The organism is Pandoraea pneumonica (assembly GCF_902459645.1).
GTDB classification, from domain to species: domain Bacteria; phylum Pseudomonadota; class Gammaproteobacteria; order Burkholderiales; family Burkholderiaceae; genus Pandoraea; species Pandoraea pneumonica.
The window spans coordinates 149,918-173,378 of record NZ_CABPSK010000007.1; the positions used below are offsets into that span (position 1 = coordinate 149,918).

Annotated in this window: 28 protein-coding genes and 1 riboswitch; of the genes, 2 read left to right on the plus strand and 26 right to left on the minus strand. The window is 63.5% G+C overall.

Features of this window, described 5'->3' with window-relative positions; genetic code table 11:
• Positions 1–10: 10 nt before the first annotated feature.
• The 22 genes from PPN31114_RS25435 to PPN31114_RS25540 form a co-directional block, all read right to left on the minus strand.
• Positions 11–415, minus strand: coding sequence for a DUF4870 family protein (locus PPN31114_RS25435; protein ID WP_370865922.1), 405 nt, complete (start codon positions 413–415; stop codon positions 11–13).
• A 47-nt stretch (positions 416–462) separates the two neighbouring features.
• Positions 463–819: a phosphoribosyl-ATP diphosphatase gene (locus PPN31114_RS25440; RefSeq protein ID WP_150682311.1), complete on the minus strand. Its 357-nt coding sequence runs from the start codon at positions 817–819 to the stop codon at positions 463–465.
• A 5-nt stretch (positions 820–824) separates the two neighbouring features.
• Positions 825–1,223 carry a phosphoribosyl-AMP cyclohydrolase gene (gene hisI, locus PPN31114_RS25445; protein ID WP_150682312.1) on the minus strand — a complete coding sequence of 133 codons (399 nt, stop codon included), beginning with the start codon at positions 1,221–1,223 and terminating at the stop codon, positions 825–827.
• Positions 1,224–1,240: 17 nt separating this feature from the next.
• Complete coding sequence (hisF, locus tag PPN31114_RS25450) at positions 1,241–2,014, minus strand: imidazole glycerol phosphate synthase subunit HisF (protein ID WP_150682313.1); 774 nt, start codon at positions 2,012–2,014, stop codon at positions 1,241–1,243.
• 38 nt (positions 2,015–2,052) lie between these two features.
• Entirely contained in the window at positions 2,053–2,802 is a 750-nt protein-coding gene (gene hisA, locus PPN31114_RS25455; RefSeq protein WP_150682314.1) for a 1-(5-phosphoribosyl)-5-[(5-phosphoribosylamino)methylideneamino]imidazole-4-carboxamide isomerase, read from the minus strand.
• 188 nt (positions 2,803–2,990) lie between these two features.
• The gene (hisH, locus tag PPN31114_RS25460; protein WP_150682315.1) at positions 2,991–3,629 is read right to left on the minus strand and encodes an imidazole glycerol phosphate synthase subunit HisH; all 639 of its coding nucleotides are present in this window, start codon (positions 3,627–3,629) and stop codon (positions 2,991–2,993) included.
• Positions 3,626–4,252, minus strand: coding sequence for a MarC family protein (locus PPN31114_RS25465; protein WP_150682316.1), 627 nt, complete (start codon positions 4,250–4,252; stop codon positions 3,626–3,628). The genes hisH and PPN31114_RS25465 overlap by 4 nt, the downstream gene beginning before the upstream one ends.
• A 110-nt stretch (positions 4,253–4,362) precedes the next feature.
• The gene (gene hisB, locus PPN31114_RS25470; RefSeq protein ID WP_150682317.1) at positions 4,363–4,950 is read right to left on the minus strand and encodes an imidazoleglycerol-phosphate dehydratase HisB; all 588 of its coding nucleotides are present in this window, start codon (positions 4,948–4,950) and stop codon (positions 4,363–4,365) included.
• Positions 4,951–4,977: 27 nt separating this feature from the next.
• Positions 4,978–6,042: a histidinol-phosphate transaminase gene (hisC, locus tag PPN31114_RS25475; RefSeq protein WP_150682318.1), complete on the minus strand. Its 1,065-nt coding sequence runs from the start codon at positions 6,040–6,042 to the stop codon at positions 4,978–4,980.
• Positions 6,043–6,155: 113 nt separating this feature from the next.
• Complete coding sequence (locus tag PPN31114_RS25480; RefSeq protein ID WP_150682319.1) at positions 6,156–6,629, minus strand: hypothetical protein; 474 nt, start codon at positions 6,627–6,629, stop codon at positions 6,156–6,158.
• Between the two features lie 112 nt (positions 6,630–6,741).
• Entirely contained in the window at positions 6,742–8,064 is a 1,323-nt protein-coding gene (gene hisD, locus PPN31114_RS25485) for a histidinol dehydrogenase (protein WP_150682320.1), read from the minus strand.
• Entirely contained in the window at positions 8,061–8,741 is a 681-nt protein-coding gene (hisG, locus tag PPN31114_RS25490; RefSeq protein ID WP_150682321.1) for an ATP phosphoribosyltransferase, read from the minus strand. The genes hisD and hisG overlap by 4 nt, the downstream gene beginning before the upstream one ends.
• On the minus strand, positions 8,738–10,078 hold the full coding sequence (gene murA, locus PPN31114_RS25495) for a UDP-N-acetylglucosamine 1-carboxyvinyltransferase (protein ID WP_246182751.1): 1,341 nt from the start codon (positions 10,076–10,078) through the stop codon (positions 8,738–8,740). The genes hisG and murA overlap by 4 nt, the downstream gene beginning before the upstream one ends.
• The gene (locus tag PPN31114_RS25500) at positions 10,075–10,314 is read right to left on the minus strand and encodes a BolA family protein (RefSeq protein WP_150561111.1); all 240 of its coding nucleotides are present in this window, start codon (positions 10,312–10,314) and stop codon (positions 10,075–10,077) included. The genes murA and PPN31114_RS25500 overlap by 4 nt, the downstream gene beginning before the upstream one ends.
• A 19-nt stretch (positions 10,315–10,333) precedes the next feature.
• Positions 10,334–11,089, minus strand: a complete 756-nt coding sequence (locus PPN31114_RS25505; RefSeq protein ID WP_150682322.1) for an ABC transporter permease — start codon at positions 11,087–11,089, stop codon at positions 10,334–10,336.
• A complete protein-coding gene (locus tag PPN31114_RS25510; RefSeq protein WP_150682323.1) occupies positions 11,086–12,012 on the minus strand; it encodes an ABC transporter ATP-binding protein in 927 nt (308 codons plus the stop codon). The genes PPN31114_RS25505 and PPN31114_RS25510 overlap by 4 nt, the downstream gene beginning before the upstream one ends.
• 331 nt (positions 12,013–12,343) lie before the next feature.
• Positions 12,344–12,601, minus strand: a complete 258-nt coding sequence (locus tag PPN31114_RS25515; protein WP_150682324.1) for an STAS domain-containing protein — start codon at positions 12,599–12,601, stop codon at positions 12,344–12,346.
• Positions 12,602–12,605: 4 nt separating this feature from the next.
• Entirely contained in the window at positions 12,606–13,226 is a 621-nt protein-coding gene (locus PPN31114_RS25520; RefSeq protein ID WP_150682325.1) for an MlaC/ttg2D family ABC transporter substrate-binding protein, read from the minus strand.
• 190 nt (positions 13,227–13,416) lie between these two features.
• Positions 13,417–14,334, minus strand: coding sequence for an MlaA family lipoprotein (locus tag PPN31114_RS25525; RefSeq protein ID WP_150682326.1), 918 nt, complete (start codon positions 14,332–14,334; stop codon positions 13,417–13,419).
• A gap of 5 nt (positions 14,335–14,339) precedes the next feature.
• Positions 14,340–14,903 carry an outer membrane lipid asymmetry maintenance protein MlaD gene (gene mlaD, locus PPN31114_RS25530; RefSeq protein ID WP_150682327.1) on the minus strand — a complete coding sequence of 188 codons (564 nt, stop codon included), beginning with the start codon at positions 14,901–14,903 and terminating at the stop codon, positions 14,340–14,342.
• 55 nt (positions 14,904–14,958) lie between these two features.
• Positions 14,959–15,726: a lipid asymmetry maintenance ABC transporter permease subunit MlaE gene (gene mlaE, locus PPN31114_RS25535; RefSeq protein WP_150682328.1), complete on the minus strand. Its 768-nt coding sequence runs from the start codon at positions 15,724–15,726 to the stop codon at positions 14,959–14,961.
• Entirely contained in the window at positions 15,723–16,535 is an 813-nt protein-coding gene (locus PPN31114_RS25540) for an ABC transporter ATP-binding protein (protein ID WP_150682385.1), read from the minus strand. The genes mlaE and PPN31114_RS25540 overlap by 4 nt, the downstream gene beginning before the upstream one ends.
• Positions 16,536–16,804: 269 nt before the next feature.
• Here PPN31114_RS25540 and PPN31114_RS25545 point away from each other — a divergent pair, with 269 nt between their 5' ends.
• A complete protein-coding gene (locus tag PPN31114_RS25545; RefSeq protein WP_246182752.1) occupies positions 16,805–17,359 on the plus strand; it encodes a GNAT family N-acetyltransferase in 555 nt (184 codons plus the stop codon).
• A 98-nt stretch (positions 17,360–17,457) separates the two neighbouring features.
• On the opposite strand, the gene PPN31114_RS25550 is transcribed toward PPN31114_RS25545, so the two are convergent.
• From PPN31114_RS25550 to PPN31114_RS25565, 4 genes are read right to left on the minus strand one after another with little or no spacing between them, the layout of a single operon-like run.
• Complete coding sequence (locus PPN31114_RS25550; RefSeq protein ID WP_150682329.1) at positions 17,458–18,681, minus strand: thiamine phosphate synthase; 1,224 nt, start codon at positions 18,679–18,681, stop codon at positions 17,458–17,460.
• Positions 18,678–19,520 carry a thiazole synthase gene (locus PPN31114_RS25555; protein ID WP_150682330.1) on the minus strand — a complete coding sequence of 281 codons (843 nt, stop codon included), beginning with the start codon at positions 19,518–19,520 and terminating at the stop codon, positions 18,678–18,680. The genes PPN31114_RS25550 and PPN31114_RS25555 overlap by 4 nt, the downstream gene beginning before the upstream one ends.
• A gap of 1 nt (position 19,521) precedes the next feature.
• Positions 19,522–19,719, minus strand: coding sequence for a sulfur carrier protein ThiS (thiS, locus tag PPN31114_RS25560; RefSeq protein WP_150682331.1), 198 nt, complete (start codon positions 19,717–19,719; stop codon positions 19,522–19,524).
• Between the two features lie 16 nt (positions 19,720–19,735).
• Positions 19,736–20,866, minus strand: coding sequence for an FAD-dependent oxidoreductase (locus PPN31114_RS25565; RefSeq protein ID WP_150682332.1), 1,131 nt, complete (start codon positions 20,864–20,866; stop codon positions 19,736–19,738).
• Positions 20,867–21,020: 154 nt separating this feature from the next.
• Positions 21,021–21,147, minus strand: a riboswitch (TPP riboswitch).
• A gap of 274 nt (positions 21,148–21,421) precedes the next feature.
• On the opposite strand from PPN31114_RS25565, the gene PPN31114_RS25570 reads away from it, so the two are divergent.
• The gene (locus PPN31114_RS25570; RefSeq protein WP_150682333.1) at positions 21,422–23,230 is read left to right on the plus strand and encodes an ABC transporter ATP-binding protein/permease; all 1,809 of its coding nucleotides are present in this window, start codon (positions 21,422–21,424) and stop codon (positions 23,228–23,230) included.
• Positions 23,231–23,461 lie beyond the last annotated feature (231 nt).

The window sequence follows — 23,461 nt, forward strand, 5'->3', positions numbered from 1 at the left end:
GAAAGCCGGCTCAGGCGCGCGCCGCGTACATCGGCTTGTTGTCGTTCAGATAGAGCCAGCCCTTGACGATGCGGTACAGCGTCCAGATGCCGAGCACCCACAGAATCGCGAAGCCAACCATCACCACCGCGAGCGCCACACCCAGCACGCCCCACAGCACCGACCACCAGAACGTGCGGATCTGCCACGTGAAATGCGAGGCGTAGAGCGTGCCGACGGCGTCGTCGCGCTTGATGTAGTTGATGATGATCGCCACGATGGCGGTCACGCCGCCCGTGAGCCAGAACAGTGCGTACAACGCGTAGAGCACATGCGTGAGCTTACGCAGCGCGCGCTCCTGCTCGGACGTGGGCGGGTTGACGACGTACGGATTGCTGTTGCCCGAGGCGCCAGTCGTGCCGGGCGTGCCGGGCATTTGCGGATCGTTCATGGATGGTCTCCCCGGCGGTTGCCGTTGTTCTGTCAGTCGGCGTGTTCGCCGCGCGTGCTGCGCTGCGCTTTTTCCGTCAGCCCCGAGAGCCCCTCGCGGCGTGCCAGTTCGGCGAGCACTTCGTCCGGGCTCAGGTCATGATGCGCAAGCAGCACCATGCAGTGAAACCACAGATCGGCGGTCTCGTTGACCAACTTCTGACGCAGATTGTCGGCCCCGCCGATGCGGATGTCCTTCGCTGCGAGCACCACTTCGGTGGCCTCTTCGCCGATCTTCTTGCAAATCGCGTCATCGCCTTTGTGGAACAGACGGGCGACGTACGACTTGTCCGGATCGCCGCCGCGGCGCGACGCGATCACTTCGGCAACACGCGCGAGCGTATCGTTCATGGCACTCACTTATAGATCTTGTGCGGGTCTTTGAGCACCGGCTCGACGGTGGCCCACTGGCCATCCTCGACGGTGCCCTCGAACTTCTGGAAGAAACAGGAATGGCGGCCGGTATGGCACGCAATGCCGTCGATCTGCTCGACTTTGAGCAGCACCACGTCTTCGTCGCAATCGAGGCGAATCTCGTGCACTTTCTGCACGTGACCCGATTCTTCGCCCTTGTGCCACAGGCGTTTGCGCGAGCGCGAGTAGTAGACGGCCTCGCCGGTCTCAACCGTGCGCGCGAGCGCTTCACGGTTCATCCACGCGAACATCAGCACGTCGTTGCTGCCGACTTCCTGCGCGATCACGGGCACCAGGCCCTGCGCGTCCCAACTTACCTTGTCCAGCCAGTCTTGCGTCATGATCCGTCGATTCCCGTTCAGAGCCGCACCGAAATGCCCTTGTCGGCCATGAAGCGCTTGGCTTCACCGACCGTGTGCTCGCCGTAGTGGAAGATGCTGGCGGCGAGGACGGCATCGGCATGGCCTTCGGTCACGCCGTTGGCCAGATCGGCCAGCGACCCCACGCCGCCCGAGGCGATCACGGGGATACTCACGGCGTCGGACACGGCACGCGTGAGCGCCAGATCGAAGCCGCTCTTGGTGCCGTCGCGATCCATGCTGGTGAGCAGAATCTCGCCCGCGCCGAGCGCTGCGATCTTCTTCGCCCAATCCACCACGTCGAGCCCCGTGGCCTTGCGCCCGCCATGCGTGAAGACTTCCCAGCGCAGCGGCTCGCCGTCGGCCGAGACACGCTTGGCGTCGATCGCCACGACGATGCACTGCGCGCCGTGTTTGGCCGACGCGTCGGCGATCAGTTGCGGATTCGCCACCGCCGACGAGTTCATGCTGACCTTGTCTGCACCGGCGTTGAGCAAACGACGCACGTCGGCGACTTCGCGCACGCCGCCGCCCACGGTCAGCGGGATGAAGACCTGCGCCGCCACCGATTCGATGATCGGCAGAATCAGGTCGCGCCCGTCGGAGGTCGCCGTGATGTCGAGAAACGTCAGCTCGTCGGCGCCTTGCTCGTCATAACGACGGGCGATTTCGACGGGGTCGCCCGCGTCGCGCAGTTCGACGAAATTGACGCCCTTGACCACGCGGCCGGCCGTCACGTCCAGGCACGGGATGATGCGTTTAGCGAGAGCCATGATGTAGGCACGCGAGACGGCCGCAGCCGTAGTCTCGCTTATGCCGCTCCTTCGGAAAGCTCGTCGGCACGCGTTTGCGCCGCCGAGAAATTCAGGTCGCCCGAGTAGATCGCACGGCCGCAGATGACGCCTTCGACGCCTTCGTTCTGCACGTTACACAGTGCGTCGATATCGCCCAGGTTCGACAAACCGCCGCTGGCGATCACCGGCACCGTCACGGCCTGCGCAAGGCGCACGGTCGCTTCGATGTTGATGCCTTGCAGCATGCCGTCACGGCCGATATCGGTGTAGATGATCGACTCGATGCCGTAGTCTTCGAACTTGCGCGCGAGGTCCACGACTTCGTGACCGCTCAGCTTGCTCCACCCGTCGGTGGCAACTTTGCCGTCCTTGGCATCGAGGCCCACGATGATGTGCCCGCCGAACGCGCTGCACGCGTCCTTCAGGAAGCCGGGGTCCTTCACCGCCGCCGTGCCGATAATCACGTACGACAGGCCGTCGTCGAGATAGCGCTCGATGGTGTTGAGGTCGCGAATACCGCCGCCCAGCTGCACGGGGATGTCTGCGCCCACTTCCTGAATGATGGAGCGGATGGCAGCCTCGTTACGCGGCTTGCCGACAAATGCGCCGTTCAAGTCCACCAGATGGAGGCGGCGTGCACCTTGCTCGACCCAATGTCGGGCCATAGCAGCGGGGTCCTCCGAGAAAACAGTGGCTTGATCCATGTCGCCTTGTTTAAGGCGCACACATTGACCGTCTTTAAGGTCGATGGCCGGGATGAGCAGCATAGGCAATCGTGAAACGTCGCTAGTGGGAAGTAAAAGGAATTCGCGAAAAACGCGGACAACATAAAACCGATCCCTGACCTGCAAGGTGCCGGTACATCGGGATCGGAATATTCAACATGACACAGTATAAGCTGGCTGCGCCGACAGGCCCGGGCACCAAGGCGCCGCGCGGGTCCCAATCAGGCGAATTAAGGTTTCCACTGTGCAAAATTGCGGTAAAGCGCAAGCCCTGCCTGAGCGCTCTTTTCCGGGTGGAACTGGGTGGCGAAGATGTTATCCCGCGCCACTGCACTGGTAAAGGGCACGCCGTACACCGTCTCGCCGACCGTCAGTTCAGCCTTGGCTGGCAGCACGTAGTAACTGTGCACGAAGTAAAAATAGCTGTCGTCGGGCACACCGGCCCAGATCGGGTGAGCCTGCGCCTGACGCACGCGGTTCCAACCCATCTGCGGCACCTTGAAGCGCGAGCCGTCGTCTTGCAACTGGCCTTCCAGATCGAAGCGCATCACGCGGCCCGGCAGCAGACCCAGCGCAGGCGTATTGCCCTCGTCCGAAATGTCGAACAGCATCTGCTCGCCCACGCACACGCCGAACATCGGCTTGGTGGCCGACGCTTCGACCACCGCCTCACGCAGGCCCGACTCGTTCAGGCAGCCCATGCAGTCGCGCATGGCGCCCTGACCCGGCAGCACCACGCGGTCGGCAGCGCGAATCTCGGCGGCGTCGCTGCTGATGCTCACGTCGGCTTCCGGCGCGGCAGCGCGCAACGCCTGATAGACCGAGCGCAGGTTGCCCATTCCGTAGTCGACAATCGCAATCTTATTCATCTCAAACCCGGCAGCAGTATTTTCAAACCATCGATAATGAATTCCACGGCCAGCGCCGAGAGGATCAACCCCATCAGACGCGTGCCGATGTTGATACCTGTGCGGCCCAGCCAGCCTTCGATCCGCCCGGCACTGCGCAGCGCCACCCAGCACACCGCCCCAACCCCCACGCCAATCGCCATGAGCGCCAGAATCTGCGCCCACCCGGCGGCACGGCCCGAGTAAATGATCACGGTACTGATCGTGCCCGGCCCCGTGAGCAGCGGAATGGCTAGCGGCACCACGGCAATGTTCGGCCGCTCTTCCGCTTCGTGCCGCTCTTCGGCGGTCGCGCGCGTGTTGCCGGTCTGCGCGTTGATCATGTTCACTGCCATGAGCAGCATGATCACCCCACCGCCCACTTCCAACGACGCAATCGAAATGCCGAAGAAGCGAATGATGTGCTCGCCGAACAATCCCGAGCCCGCCACCACAAGCGCCACGGCGATAGCCGCCACATTGATCGTATGGCGTTTCTCTTCGCGCGTCTGCGTGGACGTCAGACTGATGAACAGCGGGATCGCGCCCAGCGGGTTGATCAGGGCCAGCAGCGAAATGAAGAATTTGAAGGCGTCGAGCGTCATCTGGGGGCACGCGGCGCCGGCATTCCGGCCGGTCAGAGAATCGTCGCTGGGACGCCGGTCACCAAGACCGGCGGGCTAACTCGCTTGTTCCGCTTATTCCGCTTGTTCGCTTACAGGCTGCCCTTCGTGGACGGCACGACACCTGCCGCACGCGGATCGATCTCGACCGCCATGCGCAGCGCGCGGCCAAACGCCTTGAACACCGTTTCGCACTGGTGGTGGGCGTTGATGCCGCGCAGGTTGTCGATATGCAGCGTCACGCCAGCATGATTGACGAAGCCACGGAAGAATTCGATGGTCAGGTCGACGTCGAAGTTGCCCACACGCGCACGCGTGAACGGCACGTGGAATTCGAGACCGGGACGCCCCGAGAAGTCGATCACCACGCGCGAGAGCGCTTCGTCGAGCGGCACATAGCTATGGCCGTAGCGCACGAGGCCCTTCTTGTCGCCGACGGCCTTGGCCACGGCCATACCCAGCGTGATGCCGACGTCTTCCACCGTGTGGTGGTCGTCGATGAAGGTGTCGCCCTTGGCTTCGACTTCCATGTCGATGAGGCCATGGCGCGCGATCTGGTCGAGCATGTGGTCCAGAAACGGTACGCCGGTGTCGAGCGTCTTCCGGCCAGTGCCGTCCAGATCGATCTTGACGCGTATTTGCGTTTCGCTGGTATCGCGAACGACTTCCGCAATGCGCATGATGGTGAGTTCTCGTCTTGTAGCTTGTTAGAGTGATGCGGCCAGGGCTTCGACCATCGTCGCATTCTCCGTGGGGGTGCCGACCGTCAATCGCAGGCAATTGGCCAGCAATACGTGCATTTTACCCACGTTTTTGATCAATACCTTACGGGCGAGCAGGCCCGCGAAGGTTTTGTCGGCATCAGGCACCCGCACGAGCAGGAAATTCGCCGCGCTCGGGAACACCGTCACACCCGGCAGCGCCGCCACGGCGGCCGCCAGACGGGTGCGTTCAGCCCGCAATTCGGCCGCTTGAGCGTCGAGCACGTCGAGGTGATCGAGCATGAATTCGGCGCACGCCTGCGTGAGCACATTCACGTTGTACGGCGGGCGAACCTTGTCGAACTGGTCGAGCCATTCGGCACTACCCGCCAGATAGCCCAACCGAATCCCCGCCAGCCCCAGCTTCGAGACCGTGCGCATGACCACCATGTTCGGGAATTCCGGCAGACGGGGCATCCACGTCTTGCCCGCAAACGGCTGGTAGGCCTCGTCGATAACCACCAGGCCGCCGCTGGCCGCGCGCACGAGCGTTTCAATCTCGTCGTCGGCGAAGAGGTTGCCGGTCGGGTTGTTCGGGTACGCCAGATACACCACCGCGCCCGGATGCGCCGCAATGGCGTTCAGCATGGCTGGCATGTCGAGCGAGAAGTCGGCCCTGAGCGGCACGCCGACGAACGGGATGCCTGCGAAGCGCGCCGTCATCTCGTACATCACGAAGCCCGGCATCGGTGCGATGATCGCGGCACCCGGGCGTGCCGTGGCCGTCGCGATCATGGTGATGATTTCGTCCGATCCGTTACCGAGCAGCAGCTTTGCCCCCGCCGGCACGTCCATCGCATGCGCAAGCTTTTCGAGCAGCGCAGCCGGACGCGGTGCCGGATAGCGATTGAGCGCCACGTCGGCCAGACGCTGCCCCAGCGCGGTGCGCAGGGCTTCGGGCAGGCCGTAGGGGTTCTCCATCGCGTCGAGCTTGAGCAGACCGCTCGCATCGGGCACGGGATACGTGCTCATGGCGAGCACATCGGGGCGAATCACTTGATCGACAGACATGAGGGTCGGACTACCTGTGTGGGCAAAGCGCGAATCGCTTGCGGGTTTAGTCAGCTACGTCGGTGAAATCGGCTAAATCAGTGAAATCGGATGCGTCGTGTGGCAGCGCCCGATCAGTTGAACGCGAAGGTCAGCAGCCCGGCGTCGGCCCCGTCGATCTTGACGGTGCAACGGCGGCCGGTCTCGACACTGCCAAGCGCGTCTGTAATGCGCTGCACGCGCACGCCGGTTTGCCACGACAGCGCTTGCGCCACCGCTGGGCTCACTCGCGCGGGCGATTCCTCGGCTTCGCAGCGCATCGCCACGAGCCGGTTGCCCACGCGGCCGAACACGCCGTGCGCCACTTCGTCGTCGGTACCGCGCAAGGCGGTCTTGCCGTCCAGACGCAGCACATAAACATCGTTATCGAACGCCTGACGACGCACGCACACGGTCATGCGCTCAACCGACGCACCTTCGAACGTCGCGTGCTGGCAGTAGTTGCCAGCGGCGTGCGCTGCGGAACTGGCGGCAGCACCAAGCGCGAAGAGCGCCGCGATGCGAACAGCCGCACGCCACCCGGCCCGCGCGAAGCGGGCAGGCAGCATGGATGAAACTACTGAAGCTTGGAATTGAGCGGGCATTGCGCGAGCCCGACGCCGGGAAGTAGCCGGCGCCGAAGCAGTTTGCGCGGCGGGCCACAGGGCGTCGTCGCGCATGTCAGGACTCGTGGTGCAGACGGAATTCGGCGCTGCGTGCGTGGGCCTGCAAGCCCTCGCCGTAGGCCAGCTCGGCAGCGATTTCGCCGAGCATGCGGGCACCGCCTTCGCTCACTTCGATCAGGCTGGAGCGCTTGATGAAGTCGTACACGCCCAGCGGCGACGAGAAACGTGCCGTGCGCGAGGTCGGCAGCACGTGGTTCGGTCCGGCGCAGTAATCGCCCAGACTTTCGCTCGTGAACTTGCCAAGGAAAATCGCACCGGCGTGGCGAATCTTGTCGCCCCACTGCTGCGCGTTTTCCGTCGAGATCTCAAGGTGCTCGGGTGCGATTACGTTGGCGATTTCGCACGCTTCGTTCATGTCGCGCACCTTCACCAGCGCGCCACGGCCTTGCAGCGATGCAGCGATCACTTCGCGACGCGGCATCTCTTCGATCTGGCGCTCCATCGACTGTTGCACGCGTGCGATATAAGCGGCGTCCGGGCACAGCAGAATCGACTGCGCGAGCTCGTCGTGCTCGGCTTGCGAGAACAGGTCCATCGCCACCCAGTCCGGATCGGTCGTGCCGTCGCAAATCACGAGAATTTCCGACGGACCGGCGATCATGTCGATGCCAACCGTACCGAACACACGGCGCTTGGCCGCGGCCACGAACGCATTACCCGGACCGACGATCTTGTCGACAGCTGGCACGGTCTCGGTGCCATACGCCAACGCGCCGACCGCCTGCGCACCACCGATGGTGAACACTCGGTCCACGCCAGCAATGTGCGCCGCCGCCAGCACCAACGGGTTCTGCACGCCATCGGGCGTGGGCACCACCATGATGATTTCCTTCACGCCGGCCACACGCGCAGGAATCGCGTTCATCAGCACCGACGACGGATAGGCGGCCTTACCACCCGGCACGTAGATACCAACGCGATCGAGCGGCGTCACCTTCTGACCCAGCACCGTGCCGTCCGACTCGGTGTACTGCCAGCTATGGCTGCCGCATTCGATGCGCTGCTTCTCGTGATAGGCACGCACGCGCGCAGCGGCCGCTTCCAGCGCTGCACGGCGCTTCGGTTCGAGGCTTTCCAGTGCGGCTTCCAGCGCCGACGCAGGCAGCTCCAGCGCCGCCATATCGGATGCCGTGAGGCGGTCGAACTTGTTGGTGTATTCAATGACGGCTGCGTCGCCACGCGTCTTCACGTCGGCGAGAATCTCGGCAGCCGCGCGATCGATGGCGGCGTCTTCGCTCGCCTCGAACGCCAGCACATCGCGAAGCTGTTTCGCGAAGCCGTCGGCAGAGGAATCGAGTTTGCGAATATCGAGTTTCATGCTGTTTGGCGGGAGGCCTGCTCGAAGGCATCCAGAATGGGCTGCAACGACTCGCGCTTGAGCTTGAGTGCAGCCTGGTTGATCACGAGGCGGGACGAGATATCCATGATCTCCTCCACTTCCACCAGATTGTTGGCCCGCAGCGTGCCACCGGTGCTCACCAGGTCGACAATCGCGTCGGCGAGGCCCACCAGCGGGCCCAGTTCCATCGAACCGTACAGCTTGATCAGGTCGACGTGCACGCCCTTGGCCGCGAAGTGTTCGCGCGCGGTCTGCACGTACTTGGTCGCCACCCGCAGGCGGGCGCCCTGACGCACGGCGTTCGCGTAATCGAAGCCCTTCGGTACAGCCACAGACATGCGGCAGCGGGCAATGTTCAAATCGATCGGCTGATAAAGACCGCCACCACCGTGCTCGATCAGTACGTCCTTACCGGCCACGCCGAAGTCGGCGGCGCCATATTGCACGTAGGTCGGCACGTCGGTCGCGCGCACGATGATCACGCGCAAATTCGGGTCCGTGGTCGGCAAAATCAGCTTGCGCGAGGTTTCGGGATCTTCCGTGACTTCGATGCCTGCGGCAGCGAGCAACGGCAGCGTTTCCGTAAAGATACGCCCTTTCGAGAGGGCCAGCGTCAGCGGTTGGCTGAGCGGCTGGGCGGACTTGGCGGAACTCATGCAATCTCTCCCTGGCGTGCTTCGACACGCCGGATTCGCGCGCCCACGGCGCACAACTTGGCCTCGATACGATGATAGCCGCGATCGAGGTGATGAATACGGTCGACGAGCGTTCGGCCATCGGCGGTCAGGCCAGCCACGATCAAGCTGGCGGAAGCGCGCAGATCGGTCGCCATCACATGCGCACCCGACAAGCGTTCCACGCCGGAAATACGCGCGGTATTGCCTTCGATGCCGATATTCGCGCCCAGACGCAGCAATTCCTGCACGTGCATGAAGCGGTTCTCGAAGATCGTCTCGACGACCTGCGATGCGCCCTGCGCAATACAGTTCAGCGCCATGAACTGCGCTTGCATGTCGGTCGGGAACGCCGGATATTCCGACGTCTGAAAACTCACGGCCTGCGCGCGTCGATCCATCGACACACGCAGCCAATCCGCACCGGCGCTCACATTGGCACCGGTCTCGCGCAACTTCGCGATGACGGCATCGAGCGTGCCCGGCACCACACGGCGCAGCGTGATATCGCCGCGCGTGGCCACCGCCGCGCACAGGAACGTGCCTGCCTCGATACGATCGGGCACCACGTCGTGCGTTGCACCATGCAAGCGCGCCACACCGGTCACCACCAGACGGTCGGTACCGATGCCTTCGATCTTCGCGCCCATCTTCACGAGCAAGTTCGCCAGATCGGTCACTTCCGGCTCGCGCGCGGCATTGGCCAGCACGGTCACGCCGTCAGCAAGCGTGGCCGCCATCAGCAAATTCTCGGTGCCGGTCACGGTGATCATGTCCGTCACGAGCGTCTCGCCGCGCAGGCGAGTGGCCTTCGCCACGATGTCGCCGTGCGTGAGCGTGATCTCGGCGCCCATCTTTTGCAGGCCCTTGATGTGCTGATCGACCGGGCGTGCGCCGATCGCGCACCCACCGGGCAGCGACACACGCGCCTCGCCGCAACGCGCCAGCAGCGGTCCCAACACGAGAATCGATGCCCGCATCGTCTTCACGAGTTCATACGGGGCAGCGGCTTCCGTGATCTGCGACGCGTCGAGCGTCACCGACTCGCCTTGACGTTCGACCTTCACGCCCATGCGGGCGAGCAACGTCAGCATGGTGCGCACGTCGTGCAGATCGGGGACGTTGCCAAGCACCAGCGGCTCGGCCGTCAGCAGACTTGCACACAGAATCGGCAAGGCAGCGTTCTTCGCGCCCGATACCGTAATTTCTCCCGCCAGCCGCTCGCCGCCCTCGATTTCGAGGTGGTCTGCGGCCACACGCTCGCCGGCGATAGGCTCGCCGTTGCCGGCCGCGCCGGCGCTCTCTTGCGTAATCCTCATTGCGCCTGATACTCCGCGGGCGTCAGGGTCTTCATCGACAATGCGTGAATTTCCGCCTTCATGCGATCGCCCAATGCGGCGTACACCAGCTGATGGCGCGCGATGAGGCGCTTGCCTTCGAACTGTGCGCTCACGATGGTCGCAAAGAAGTGCTGGCCGTCGCCTTCGACGGCAACGTGCTCGCAAGCCAAACCGGCTTCGATGTACTGTTTGATTTGTTCTGGGGTGGGCAGCATTTGCCGATCCTAAGAAAGTTCAGTGACGCAGTTTGTAGCCGCGGCGCAGCAAGTTCAGCGCCACGGTTGCGAGTATGAGGAACGTCGCGCCGACGACCGCGAGGCTCGTGACCGGCGAGACATCCGAGACGCCGAAGAAGCCGTAGCGGAACCCGTCGATCATGTAGAAAAACGGGTTGAAGTGCGACACGGCCTGCCACAGCGGCGGCAGCGAATGAATCGAATAGAACACGCCTGCGAGGAAAGTCGCCGGCATGATCAGGAAGTTTTGGAACGCGGCGAGCTGGTCGAATTTCTCGGCCCAAATGCCCGCAATCAGCCCAAGCGTGCCGAGAATCGCAGCGCCGAGAAACGCGAAGCCGAGAATCCACAGCGGTGCGGCAAACGTCAGATGCGTGAACGTCACCGTCACCAAAAACACGCCGAACCCCACGCACAACCCGCGCACCACAGCGGCGAGCACGTACGCACCGTACATCTCCCAGTGCGAGAGCGGCGGCAGCAGCACGAACACCAAGTTGCCGGTGATCTTCGACTGAATGAGCGACGAGGAACTGTTCGCGAACGCGTTCTGCAACACGCTCATCATCACCAGGCCCGGCACGAGGAAGGACGTGTACGTGATCTGGTCGTAGACCTTCACGCGGTCTTCCAGCACATGGCCGAAGATCATCAGATAGAGCAGCGCAGTCAGCACCGGCGCCGCGACCGTCTGAAAGCTCACCTTCCAAAAGCGCAGCACTTCTTTATAGAACAGCGTGCGGAAGCCGATCATGCTGCCACCTCCTGCGCGCGCGAGCCCGACATGATCTGCACGAATACGTCCTCGAGATCGGCCTTCTGAATTTCAATGTCTTCGACGATGCCGCCAGCAGCCCGGCACGTGGCGAGAATCGACTCGACCTCGTCGCAACCGGCCAGACGCAGCGCGAATTGACGCCCGCCCGTGTCTTGCCCATCGACCAACAGCGGACGCAGCGACTCCGGCAGCGTGCCCTGACGGAAACGCAGCACCAGACGCGTGCCCGCAAAGCGCTGCAACAGCGACGCCGTGCGCTCGAGCGCCACGACTTCGCCGCGCTTGAGCATGGCGATGCGATCGCACAGCGCTTCGGCTTCTTCCAGATAGTGCGTGGTGAGGACGATGGTGTGACCTTCGCGGTTCAGGCGCGAGATGAATTTCCACAGCGTCTGACGCAGTTCCACGTCGACCCCGGCGGTCGGCTCGTCGAGCACGATCACCGGCGGACGATGCACGAGCGCCTGCGCCACGAGCACACGGCGCTTCATGCCGCCCGAGAGCTGGCGCATGTTGGCGTCGGCCTTGTCGGTCAGATCGAGGTTGGCCATCACTTCGTCGATCCAGTCGTCGTTGCGCGTCAGGCCGAAATAGCCGGACTGAATGCGCAGCGTCTCGCGTACCGAGAAGAACGGATCGAAGACGAGCTCCTGCGGCACCACGCCGAGCTTGCGGCGGGCGTTGCGGTAGTCGCGCACGACATCGTGGCCGAGCACGCTGATGTTGCCGGTGTCGGCACGGGCCAGGCCCGCGAGAATGCTGATGAGCGTCGTCTTGCCGGCGCCGTTGGGGCCGAGCAGACCGAAGAATTCACCTTCTTCGATCGAGAAACTGACGCCTTTGAGCGCCTGCAACGCCTGATAGCGTTTTTTGACGTTACGGATTTCGATGGCGGCCATGGGCTGCACGCGCCCGTCTTGGCGGACGCGCCATTTTTTGTAGCTCCGGGCACCGCGCGCCGAGCGCGCAAACCGGGGAGGATGGCGGCAATGACGGCGTCGATGCCCTGACGGAGGGTTACCGCCCGATAGACGGCAGAAAACCCCTGATTATAAAGGAAGCGGCAGTCCCCCGTGGTTTTGCCCGGTCGGCTGGCCCGCGAATCGTCTGCCAGGCGCTTACCTGCTGGATTCAACAGGCACGGCGTGCTCGCCGCGGGCAAAAAAAGCGCCGTCTCTCAACGGCGCTTTTTCTTTGGGGCGGAAACCCCGCAAACGGTGCACCGGCCGATCAACTCGAGAGCAGATGGTCGACGCCATACACCAGCGCGAGGCTGGCCAAACCGGTCGGCAAGTTAGTGAACGCCAACGTCGCCCCACGTCGGCCCGCATGACGGCGCAAGGCCAGCAGCACGGCGAGCGCCGACGAATCGAAGTGCGTGAGCCCCGCGCAATCGACGTGGGTTTCACCCGCGTCGATGCGATCGATGGCCTGCGCAAGCACTTCGCCGGCAGTGTCGTGAGTGAGATCGGTTTTCAAAGCGAGCATGCGCTTACTTACCGCCCGAGAGTTGCTGGTTGCGGGTCTTCAAGAACTGGATCAAACCGTCGATACCGTTCTTGTTGATCTGCTCGGCGAACTGGCTGCGATACGTTTGGATCAGCCATGCGTTGAATACGCTCATGTCATACAGCTTCCATTCGCCGCTGTCCGTCTTGTACAGGCGGTAGTCCAGCTCGAACGGCTGGCCATTGTTGAGCACGCTGGTGGAGACCACGGTGTCGGTATCGCCCGGCTGCATGCGGAACGGCTTGTACTGGACCTGTTGATCGCGAATCGATGCGATGGCGCCTGCGTACGTGTACAGCAGCAGCTTGCGGAATTCCGTCGTGAGTTGCTCGCGCTGCTGCGGCGTGGCATTTGCCCATGCGCGGCCGGTGGCGAGTTGCGTGGTCTTGCCGAAGTCGGCATGCGGCATGATCTTCGTTTCGATCAGCTTGGTAATGCTGTTCAGATCGCCGCGTTGAATATTCGGGTCGGCTTTGGCAGCGGCCATGACTTCGGTCACGGTTTGCTTGACCAGTACATCCGGCGCCTGAGCCTGTGCCATTGCCGAGCCCGCAGCGGTAAACGTCATGAACGCCATGACGGGAATGAGCCAGAACTTCTTCATTGTGGACTTCCTCTTTCGAGTGACGAGTGTTGCGGGTTTGGATACCCGCGTTACGTCTGGAGTTCGCGAATTATCGGCGGCGCGTTGTAACAAACTGTTGCCTGGCGGGCCTGCCGACGGCATCCCACATGGCGGGATGCTGCGCGTTTCGGATATACGCCGCACGGTTGAGCGTGCGGCGTGTCATTCATCAGCGACGGAACGGCAGACCACCCGGCACCATCGTGCCCGGCAGCGGCGAGCCTTGCGGGGCTTGCGGTTCAGCCGATGCGCCGGAGGCCGGTGCCTCTGCCGCCGGGGCAGAGGCCGAGGCCGGCATCGGTTGCCCGCCTGCGCCCATGGCACCCGCGGCACCTGCGGCACCTGCGCCGGAACCGCCAGCCGCGCCGTCCTCATCTTCGTAATTCGGCAGCGGCGTATTGCCCGATGCGCCACCGCTGATCAGGTACTTACGGCGCGCCAAATAAGCGTCACGCGTGAACGAATACGGATCGAGTGCAGCCGCTTCGAGCAGGTTCGACGCATCGAGCAGGTTCGCCCGCGTGTTGACCAGACGCACACCGTACAGCGAGTAGCTCACCCAATCCGGCTTGATATAGGACGTCGGGTCGAGGTACAGATTCGCCGCCATCCCCGCCGTGTCGCGCACCGTGCTCGGGCCGAGCAGCGGCAGCACCAGATACGGGCCGTCGGGCACGCCCCACTTGCCGAGCGTCACGCCGAAGTCCTGGCTGTGCTTGGGCAAGCCGGCCGGCGTTGCGAAGTCGAACAGACCGCCCACACCGAAGAAGGTGTTGATCGTCAGGCGCATCAAATCCTGTACGGCGGCGGTCACTTGCAGCTGCAACAGGTTGTTGGCGAAGTTGTAGACGTCGCCGACGTTCGAGAAGAAGTTCGTAACCATGTCGCGCCCGGGCTGGGGCACCACGAAGCGGTAGCCCTTGGCCACCGGGGTCATGACAGCCTTATCGAGCTTGTCGTTGAACGTGTACATCGAACGGTTGAACCCTTCGATGGGGTCGGTCGGCGTGGGGTTCGTGACAGTGGCGCAACCAGCCAGCGTCAGGGCGCCGACGGCCAGCACTGCCGAAGTACGGAAGCGGGTCATTTCTTTTATTTTCCTTGGTTAGCCGTTGCCCCTTGCCCCGGCGCGGCAGCCGGTGCAGCTGGCGCCGCAGGCGCTGCCGGAGCCGCAGATGCGTTCCCCGGTTGCGCCCCGCCGGCATCCGCCGCCTTGTTATACAGGAACTGGCCGATCAGGTTTTCCAACACAATTGCAGACTGCGTGAGCGTGATCGTATCACCGGCTTTCAACATTTGATCGTCACCCCCGGGTTCGAGCCCGATGTACTGCTCGCCGAGCAGGCCCGAGGTCAGAATCTTCGCCGATGAGTCTTTCGGAAACTTGTATTGCGAGTCGATATTGAGCGTGACGCTGGCCAGATAGCGCTTGTCGTCGAACTGAATCGACGCCACGCGCCCGACCACCACGCCTGCACTCTTGACCGCGGCGCGCGGCTTGAGCCCGCCGATGTTGTCGAAGCGCACGGTCACCGGGTAGGTACTCGAGAACGACAGCGAACTCATGTTCCCCGCCTTGAGTGCGAGAAACAGCAGGGCTGCGAAGCCGAGAACCACGAACAAGCCGACCCAGAAGTCGAGGGGGTGTTTTTTCATTGTGTCAGTGTGCGCAATCAGTCTGTGTATGTCTTAGGCGATGTCGCCCGGCGGTTTAGCTGAACATCAGCGCCGTGAGCAGGAAGTCGAGCGCCAGCACGGCAAGCGACGCCTGCACCACCGTGCGTGTCGTCGCGCGCGAAACACCCTCCGGCGTCGGCTGGGCTTCAAACCCCTGATACAGCGCGATAAAAGTCACGGCAATGCCAAACACGATGCTCTTGATCACGCCGTTGGCGACATCTGCCCAGACGTCGACGCCGCCTTGCATCTGCGACCAGAACGCACCGCTGTCGACGCCGATCATCTGCACGCCGACGAGATAGCCGCCGAAGATACCGACCGCCGAGAAAATGGCCGCGAGAATCGGCATCGCGATCACACCCGCCCAGAAGCGCGGCGCCACAACCCGCGCAATCGGGTCGATCGCCATCATCTCCATCGCCGTCAACTGCTCACCGGCTTTCATCAAACCGATCTCGGCCGTGAGCGACGTGCCTGCACGTCCGGCAAACAAGAGTGCCGTGACCACCGGGCCGAGCTCGCGCACGAGCGAGAGGGCCACGAGCAGCCCGAGCGCCTGTTCCGAGCCGTACTTATTGAGCGTGTAATAGCCTTGCAGCCCCAGCACGAAGCCGACGAACAAGCCCGAGACCGCAATGATCACGAACGAGTAGTTGCCGACGAAGTGAATCTGATCGGTCACCAGGCGCGGGCGGCGCAGCAACGCGGCGCTCGACCGGAGCATGCGCAGGAACAACCGCGCACCATACCCGAGACGCTCGACGTGACCTCGGACGAAACTGCCGATCGCCGTAATCATGCGCGGCCTCCGATACCGAAATCTTCAGCCAGCGGCAACGCAGGGTACTGAAACTTCACCGGGCCGTCCGGTTGTGCATCGATGAACTGACGCACCGTCGGGTCTTGCGACGCCCGCAACTCCTCGGGCGTGCCTTCCGCCCCGATACGGCCGTCGGTAATGAAATAGATGTAGTCGGCGATAGCGAAAGTCTCGGAGACATCGTGCGACACGATGATCGACGTTGCGCCCAACGCATCGTTGAGCTTGCGAATCAGGTTCGCCGTAATCCCCATCGAGATCGGGTCGAGACCGGTGAACGGCTCGTCGTACATGACGAGGTCCGGGTCGAGCGCAATCGTGCGCGCCAGTGCGACGCGCCGGGCCATACCGCCCGAAATCTCGGCCGGCTTCATGTCACGCGCGCCACGCAGGCCGACAGCGTTGAGCTTCATGAGTACCAGATCGCGGATCATCTCTTCGTCGAGACGCGTATGTTCGCGCAGCGGAAACGCCACATTGTCGAACACCGTCATGTCAGTGAAGAGCGCGCCAAACTGGAACAACATGCCCATGCGGCGGCGCAACTTATACCAGCCGTCGCGATCGAGCGACGACACGTCGGTGCCATCGAAATCGACGGTGCCTCGACTGGCATGCACCAGCCCGCCGATCAGGCGCAGCACGGTGGTCTTGCCGCAGCCGGAGCCGCCCATGACCGCAATCACCTTGCCGCGCGGAAACCGCATATTCAGCCCGGAAAGGACGAGACGTTCGCCATAACCGAAGCTAACGTCGCGCAATTCGAGCAGATTTTCCGTATTCGGGATAGGCACGTTTCGGGTCTTATAGTGCGGCGCAAAACGCCAATTATAGGGGGGAATGCTGATCGATGCCGTCCAAGGGGAGGCAGTGACAGGCAGTCCTGGCAGTTGCCCGCGGGATTTTACAGGCGGCTGGCTCGCCCCGCAGAATCTCGTTCCGATGCGTGTAACGAGGAAAAACGTAACCCTGCCAAGGACTTACGGATCGCCTGAGCGGCGCGGGTGTTGCGCCGTTGCTACAATATGCCGGTTTGGGCAATAAACCATTGATTGTTATGAAGTCTGTCCCGTCAGACGGTGTGCCGCGCCCGCAGGCGTTGACCACGCAATTTCAGACGCGTCCGATGCGTCCTGCCGACCTTCCCCAAGTGTTGGCGGTGCAGGCGCAAGCCTATGGCGATGTGATGCTGGAATCGGAAGCCACGCTCGGCTCCCGGCTGGCACTGTCACCGGCCACGTGCTGGGTGGCGATCGACGATGCGGCCGTCGTGGCCGGGTATCTGTTCACCCACCCGTGGCGGCTGGCCGCCCCGCCGCCGCTCGACTCGATACTTGACGCCCTGCCCGACGCCCCCGATTGCTGGTACGTGCATGACATGGCGCTAGCACCGCGCACACGAGGTGCGGGCGTTGCCGACCGGTTGTACGCCGCAGCGCTGGCGTCGGCACAGTCGCTAAGGCTCGGCGCATCCGCGCTCGTTGCAGTGCAGCAATCGCAAGGCTTTTGGGCGCGATTCGGTTACATAGTGGCAACCGATGTGTCGCCGCTCATTGCGGCAAAGTTGGCCGGGTACGGCGACGGCGCGGTGTTCATGACGCGCACGCTGTAAAACTTCGTCAGCGCACTTCCTCGCCGTCTCATCGGCACCCGTCAGCCGCACAAGCCACATCGGCAGGTCATGGTTCTCATGCCCTGCCACGCGACTCGTCACCCCCGCTGCGCAAACGCCTCCTGCATCCCCTTCACCGCAGCGGCCACATCGTTGGCCTCGGTCACGGCGCGCACGACAGCCGTGCAGCCCACGCCAGTCTCGAGTACCTGCGGCAAGTTCTGCGCATCGATGCCGCCGATAGCGACGAGCGGATAGTGCGGCGCAATCAGCTTCACGTAGCGTGCGAGCTTGGCCAAGCCTTGCGGCGCCGTGGCGATCACCTTGGTCGTCGTCGGGAACACGGCCCCTACGGCCAGATAGCTCGGACGGAAGTGATGTGCCGCGAGAATCTCGTAATAGCCGTGCGTGCTGATCCCTAGGCGCATACCGCTCGCGTGCAGCGTCTGCACCTCGTCGGCCGAGAGCGCCGCCATATCTTCCTGCCCGAGATGCACGCCGTAAGCCTCGGCCTGCATCGCCTCGCGCCAATGGTCGTTAATGAACCACGCGCTGTCGTGCGTCACACGCTTGCCCGCCGCGACCGTACGCGCAATCTCCGACTTGAGTGCCGGATGGGCAGGGTCTTTGAGGCGCAACTGCACGGTGCCGACCTGCAAATCGGCCATGCGCTCGCACCAGTCGGCGTTGGGCAGTACCGGATACAAACCCAGTCTTGCCGGGCACGAAGGAAACTCGCCGGGACTCGGCGCTTGCCCAACGACAGCCGGAAACGTCGCCAGCACGGTCGGCCAGTCGCCCAACGTGGCGGCATCTTCCGCGCGCGCGTGGCTGCCGTCGGTGCGCCACGCGCGACCGAGTATGAGGGCATCGTGCGGGGCGAAACCGCAATCGAGAAAAGCGGCGAACGCGGGGAAAAACGCGGGGTCATCCACACCGGCCACGCGATAGATCTCGCCGTTGGCATACAGCGTGTCTTCTACGCCACCGCGCGGCAGCGCACGCGTACACAGTACGACGGCGCCTGCGGCACGCCACACGTCGATCTGCACCGACGTGCCGGTATCCAATGCGCCTTGCGGCGTCAGTGGCCACCAAAACACGTCGCCTTTCGCGAACCCACCGGGCGGCACCTGCGCGTGCAGACGCCATTGCGCCGTGGCACTTCCGTCCGGCCACGGGGCGAGACGCGCACGAATGGCCGCAGCCGCCTGCTGCCACGCGAGCGCGAGTGGCGCGTCGGCGGGCAGGCACTGCACGTGAGACAACGCAGGGGCGTCGTACGTGGGCTGAAGCGCCGCAGCGCGGGCGGGTTTCGTCATGAATAGTCCTTGTCGTGCCAGAACGGCACACCGACCACCGGCGTGCTGGCTTCGGCGCTTTCACGCTCGGCCATCGGCCCGGCCAGCCAAGCGGCACGGCCAGCCTTAATCGCGGTCGCAAACGCCCCGGCCATCTCGACCGGCTGTGCGGCCAACGCCACTGCCGTGTTGAGCAGCACGCCGTCGAAGCCCCACTCCATCACCTGACACGCGTGCGACGGCAGGCCGAGACCCGCATCGACGATGAGCGGCGTGTCGGGCAGACGATCGCGCAGCAAACGCAGACCGTAGGGGTTGATCACCCCCTTGCCGGTGCCGATCGGCGCGCCCCAAGGCATGAGCGCCTGACAGCCGACATCGAGCAAACGGCGGCACAGCACCAAATCTTCCGTGCAGTACGGCAACACCTTGAAGCCATCGCGAATCAATTGCTCGGCCGCAGTCACGAGACCGAACGGGTCGGGTTGCAGCGTGTAGTCGTCACCGATGAGTTCGAGCTTGATCCAGTCGGTCTCGAACACTTCGCGCGCCATTTGGGCGGTGGTGACGGCTTCCTGCACGGAATGGCAACCGGCCGTATTGGGCAGCACCGGCACCGCGAGGCGGCGCAGCGTTTCCCAGAAGTGACCTTCCGACGTTTGCGAGCCCGAGAGTTGGCGACGCAGCGCCACGGTCACCATGCCGGGGCGTGCCGTATCGATGGAATCGTTGAGCACTTGCAACGACGGATAGCGCGAGGTGCCCAGCAAGAAACGGCTGCCGAAGCGGGTGTCGTAAAGCGTGAGCGCGTCGCGCGCGCTGCCTGCGGCCACGTTGGCCGATTCGGTAAGTGCGTTCATTTCAGCCTCCGGCGACCGGTTGCACGACGTCGACTTTGTCGCCCTGCGCGAGTTGGCGCGCGGCGTATTGCGTCTTGGGGACGAACTGTCCGTTCACGGCGGCCGCAAAGGGCGGCTTGGCGCCGTAGGCGGCGAGCGCTTCGGCAAGCGTTGCCGCATCGGCCACGCTCAGCGTCTGTTGATTGATCTGAATATCCATTACGTTCTGTTCCTTCTCAAGCCCGGCGGAACAGGTCCGGCCACGGCCGGCTTGCTCGCCACGTCTCCCAATCGAGCGCGTTCTCAACGCCCGTTGGCGCGCTCTTCGTTTGCAACAAGGTTTGCGCGAGTGCGCAGGCTTCGCCAGTCACTGCCGGGGCCAACAAATAGCCGTGGCGGTAAAGACCGTTCACACGCAGCAGCCGGTCACCGTCCCACTGCACGCGCGGCAGGTGATCGGGCAGCGCCGGTCGGCAATTGACGTTTAGCTCGACGATGCGCGCCTCACCAAACGCCGGATTGAGCGAATGCGCCGCCGAGAGCAGTTCGAGCGCGGAGCGCACGGTCATCGGCGACATGTCTTCCGATTCGAGTTCGGTCGCGCCGATCACGTAGAGATCGTTCTCTTTCGGCGCGATATAGATCGGATAGCGCGGATGCAGCAACCGCACGGGGCGGCGCAGGCCGATACCCGGCGCGTGAATGCGCACCACTTCGCCGCGCACACCGCGCAGTTGGGTGAGCGCGCCGCGCGCGCCGAGGCCGCGGCAGTCGATGACGAGCCCCGCATCGGGGTACGCACCCTCGGCAATCTCGGTGTTCCAGTGAAGTTCGGCCCCGGCTTTCGCGAGTCCGGCAGCCAGCGCGCGCAGCAACTGGCGGTTATCGAGCTGGCCCTCGTTGGGCAGCAGCCAGCCTTCCTGAAAGCGGCCAGCGAGCGCAGGCTCGACATCGGCCAACTGCGGGCCAGCGATGCGCTCGACGCCACCGCGCAGCAACTCGGGCGGGGCATTGGCACGCATTCGACGGTCGAACATGACGGCTTCGGCGCGGTCGGGCTGATGCCACACGACGAGCGTGCCGTTGCGTTGGAAGAACACGTGCTCGGGCAGGCCGTCGATCAGCCCCGGCCAGCGCTCCAGCCCGACGGCACCCATTTCGACGATGCTCGGCTCCGCCACGGCGGCTTCGGCCAGCGGCGCGAGCATGGCGGCGGCCACCCAGCCAGCGGCGGACGAGCCGTCGGCGTCGCCGCGCTCGTACAGCGCGACGCGGGCACCCGCGCGAATCAGTTGCCATGCAACGAGACGGCCGGACAGCCCGCCGCCGAGGACGGCGACGTCAGGGCGCGTGGTCGCGGCGCTCATGCGCGCAGGGCTGCACACGCGGCGGCGGCGTGCAGGCACATGAGGACACTCGATGGAAACTGCGGTGGAATCTGTGGAAGGTAGTGCGCGGGGTGCATGGGGTCCTTTCCTCATGAAAGCAAAAGGACGAAACGGTGCTAGGCACCTTACCCCACTGGAGGAGTCGGAAACTTCCCACGCCGGTATTACCCGGGTCGGGTGCAAAGGGTCTCTCTCAGCCCCGCATTTCGTCACGCATGGTACACACCCGCGTTCGATACGGAGCACCCCTGTTTCGCCCGGAGCCATTACAACATAGATGCCGACGCCCGTGCAAGCAGGCTTCCCCGGCGGGTGGACGCTCGCGGCGTCTCGTTTTTTGACGTTTTTTCCGGGCGTTGTAACAGCGCGTAAACTGAAATTCGGCGTGACATGCGCCCCGGGCCAGGATTCGTGCAACACACTGATAACGACGGCGGTCAAACGAACCGTTGAGCACTGGTGAAGCGCCGCCACGGCGTCACCGGGCACTCCCCATAACACGTTGCACCACCGCGGCAACGCCGCCAGACGATCATGGCCCACACGCCGACGCCACCTGTGCCGCCCTCCCCACCGGAGGATCTGCCGCCTTCGCGCGCTGCCGCAACGGCAACGCCTGCTCCCACCCCACCGAAATCGCCTACCGCATGGCAGTTGATCCGCCCGTATTGGGTATCGGAGAAACGCTGGGAAGGGCGGCGTCTGCTGCTATTGGTGTTGGCGTTGAATCTGGCGGTGGTGTTCATCAACGTGCGATTGAACGCTTGGAACCAGCGGTTTTACGACGCACTCGACAAGCGCAACTGGCCGGTGTTCACGTCCTCGCTGATGGAGTTCGCGGTGCTCGCGTTCAGCTTCATCATCATCGCGACGTTTCGCACGTACTTCCGGCAGATGCTCGAAATCAAGTGGCGGCAATGGGTCACCGATACGAATCTGACCAAGTGGTTCACGCGCCAGGCGTACTACCGCATCGAGCGCGATCATCTGGCGGACAACCCCGACCAGCGTATTTCGGAGGACATCCGCACGCTGGTGAGTTCGTCGCTGGCGCTCTCGCTCGATTTGCTCACGACGCTGGTCTCGCTGTTCTCGTTCGTGACGATTCTCTGGACGCTCTCGGGTGCGGTGTCGTTCGCGCTCGGCACGATGAATGTGACGATTCCGGGCTATATGGTCTGGGTTGCGGCGCTGTACGCGGTGGTCGGCTCGTTCTTTATCTTCAAAGTCGGCCGCCCATTGGTCGGGCTGAGTTATCGGCAACAGCAAGTGGAAGCCGACTTCCGTTTTCTGCTGGTGCGTCTGCGCGAAAGCGCGGAGCAAGTCGCGCTGTATCGTGGCGAAGGTGCGGAACTCTCGCGTCTGAAATCGGCGTTCGGTGCGGTGCGCGATAACTGGTGGCAGATCATGGTGGTCACGAAGCGGCTGATTTTCGCGAACTCGATTTACGGTCAGATTGCGATCGTGTTTCCGATCATGGCCGCCTCGCCACGGTACTTTGCTGGGGCCTTCACGCTCGGCGTGTTGATGCGAATCATCGACACGTTCGGGCAAGTGAGCGACGGATTCTCGTGGTTCGTGAACAGCTTCACGACGTTGGCCGATTGGAAAGCGACGATCAACCGGTTGCGTGAATTTACGCGCGTGATCGATGAACCGCCGCGTGCTGGCGGCATTGCGGTGGTCCCCGCCAATGACGGTGCCGCCCCCGCCTACACCGCCACCGATCTGCAACTCGCACTCCCCAATGGAACGCCGCTCGCCGATGTCGGCTCGTTCGCCTTCGCACGCGGTTCGCGCTGGCTGGTGCGCGGACGCTCAGGCTGCGGCAAGAGCACGATGCTGCGCGCGTTGGCAGGCCTCTGGCCCTTTGGCAGCGGACGCATCGACATTCCCGCCGACGCCCGCGTCCTGTTTCTCTCGCAACAAAGCTATCTGCCGATCGATACGCTCAAAGCCGCGCTCGCGTTCCCATCGCCTCCAGAGACTTTCTCCGACGAGCAATGCCGCGACGCACTCGCCGCCGTCAATCTCGGGCAGTACAGCGACGATTTGCAAACGGTCGCGCATTGGGCACGACGCCTCTCTGGCGGCGAACAACAACGCCTCGCTGCCGCACGCGCGCTCCTGCAAAAGCCCGACTTCCTCTTCCTCGACGAAGCCACAAGCGCGCTCGATGTCGAAACGGAAGAAGCCGTGTACGACGCGCTTCACGCCAACCTCCCCGACACCACCATGGTTAGCGTCGCTCACCGCGAGACGCTCAGCCGCTTCCATCAACACACCATGACGCTGCATCCCGTCGAGGAGATTTCGCCGCCGCGTGCCGTTGGTGCGGCTTAGGGTGTCGATCAAAGGCAGCTTAAGGGCTGCTAAGGGTGCCACCCGGCACCCTTTTTTCAACATCCCTACAACGGTATTGACCGCGACTTTGTTCACTTCCTAATTAATATTGACGCGGCTATTCCACCCCTTTCCTCGTTTGGCATAATCACACGCACCCTCCGCTCTACCCGGGTCCATTGTGATTACCCCAACTTCTCCCTCTGACGCCCCCGTCAGACGCACGGTCGT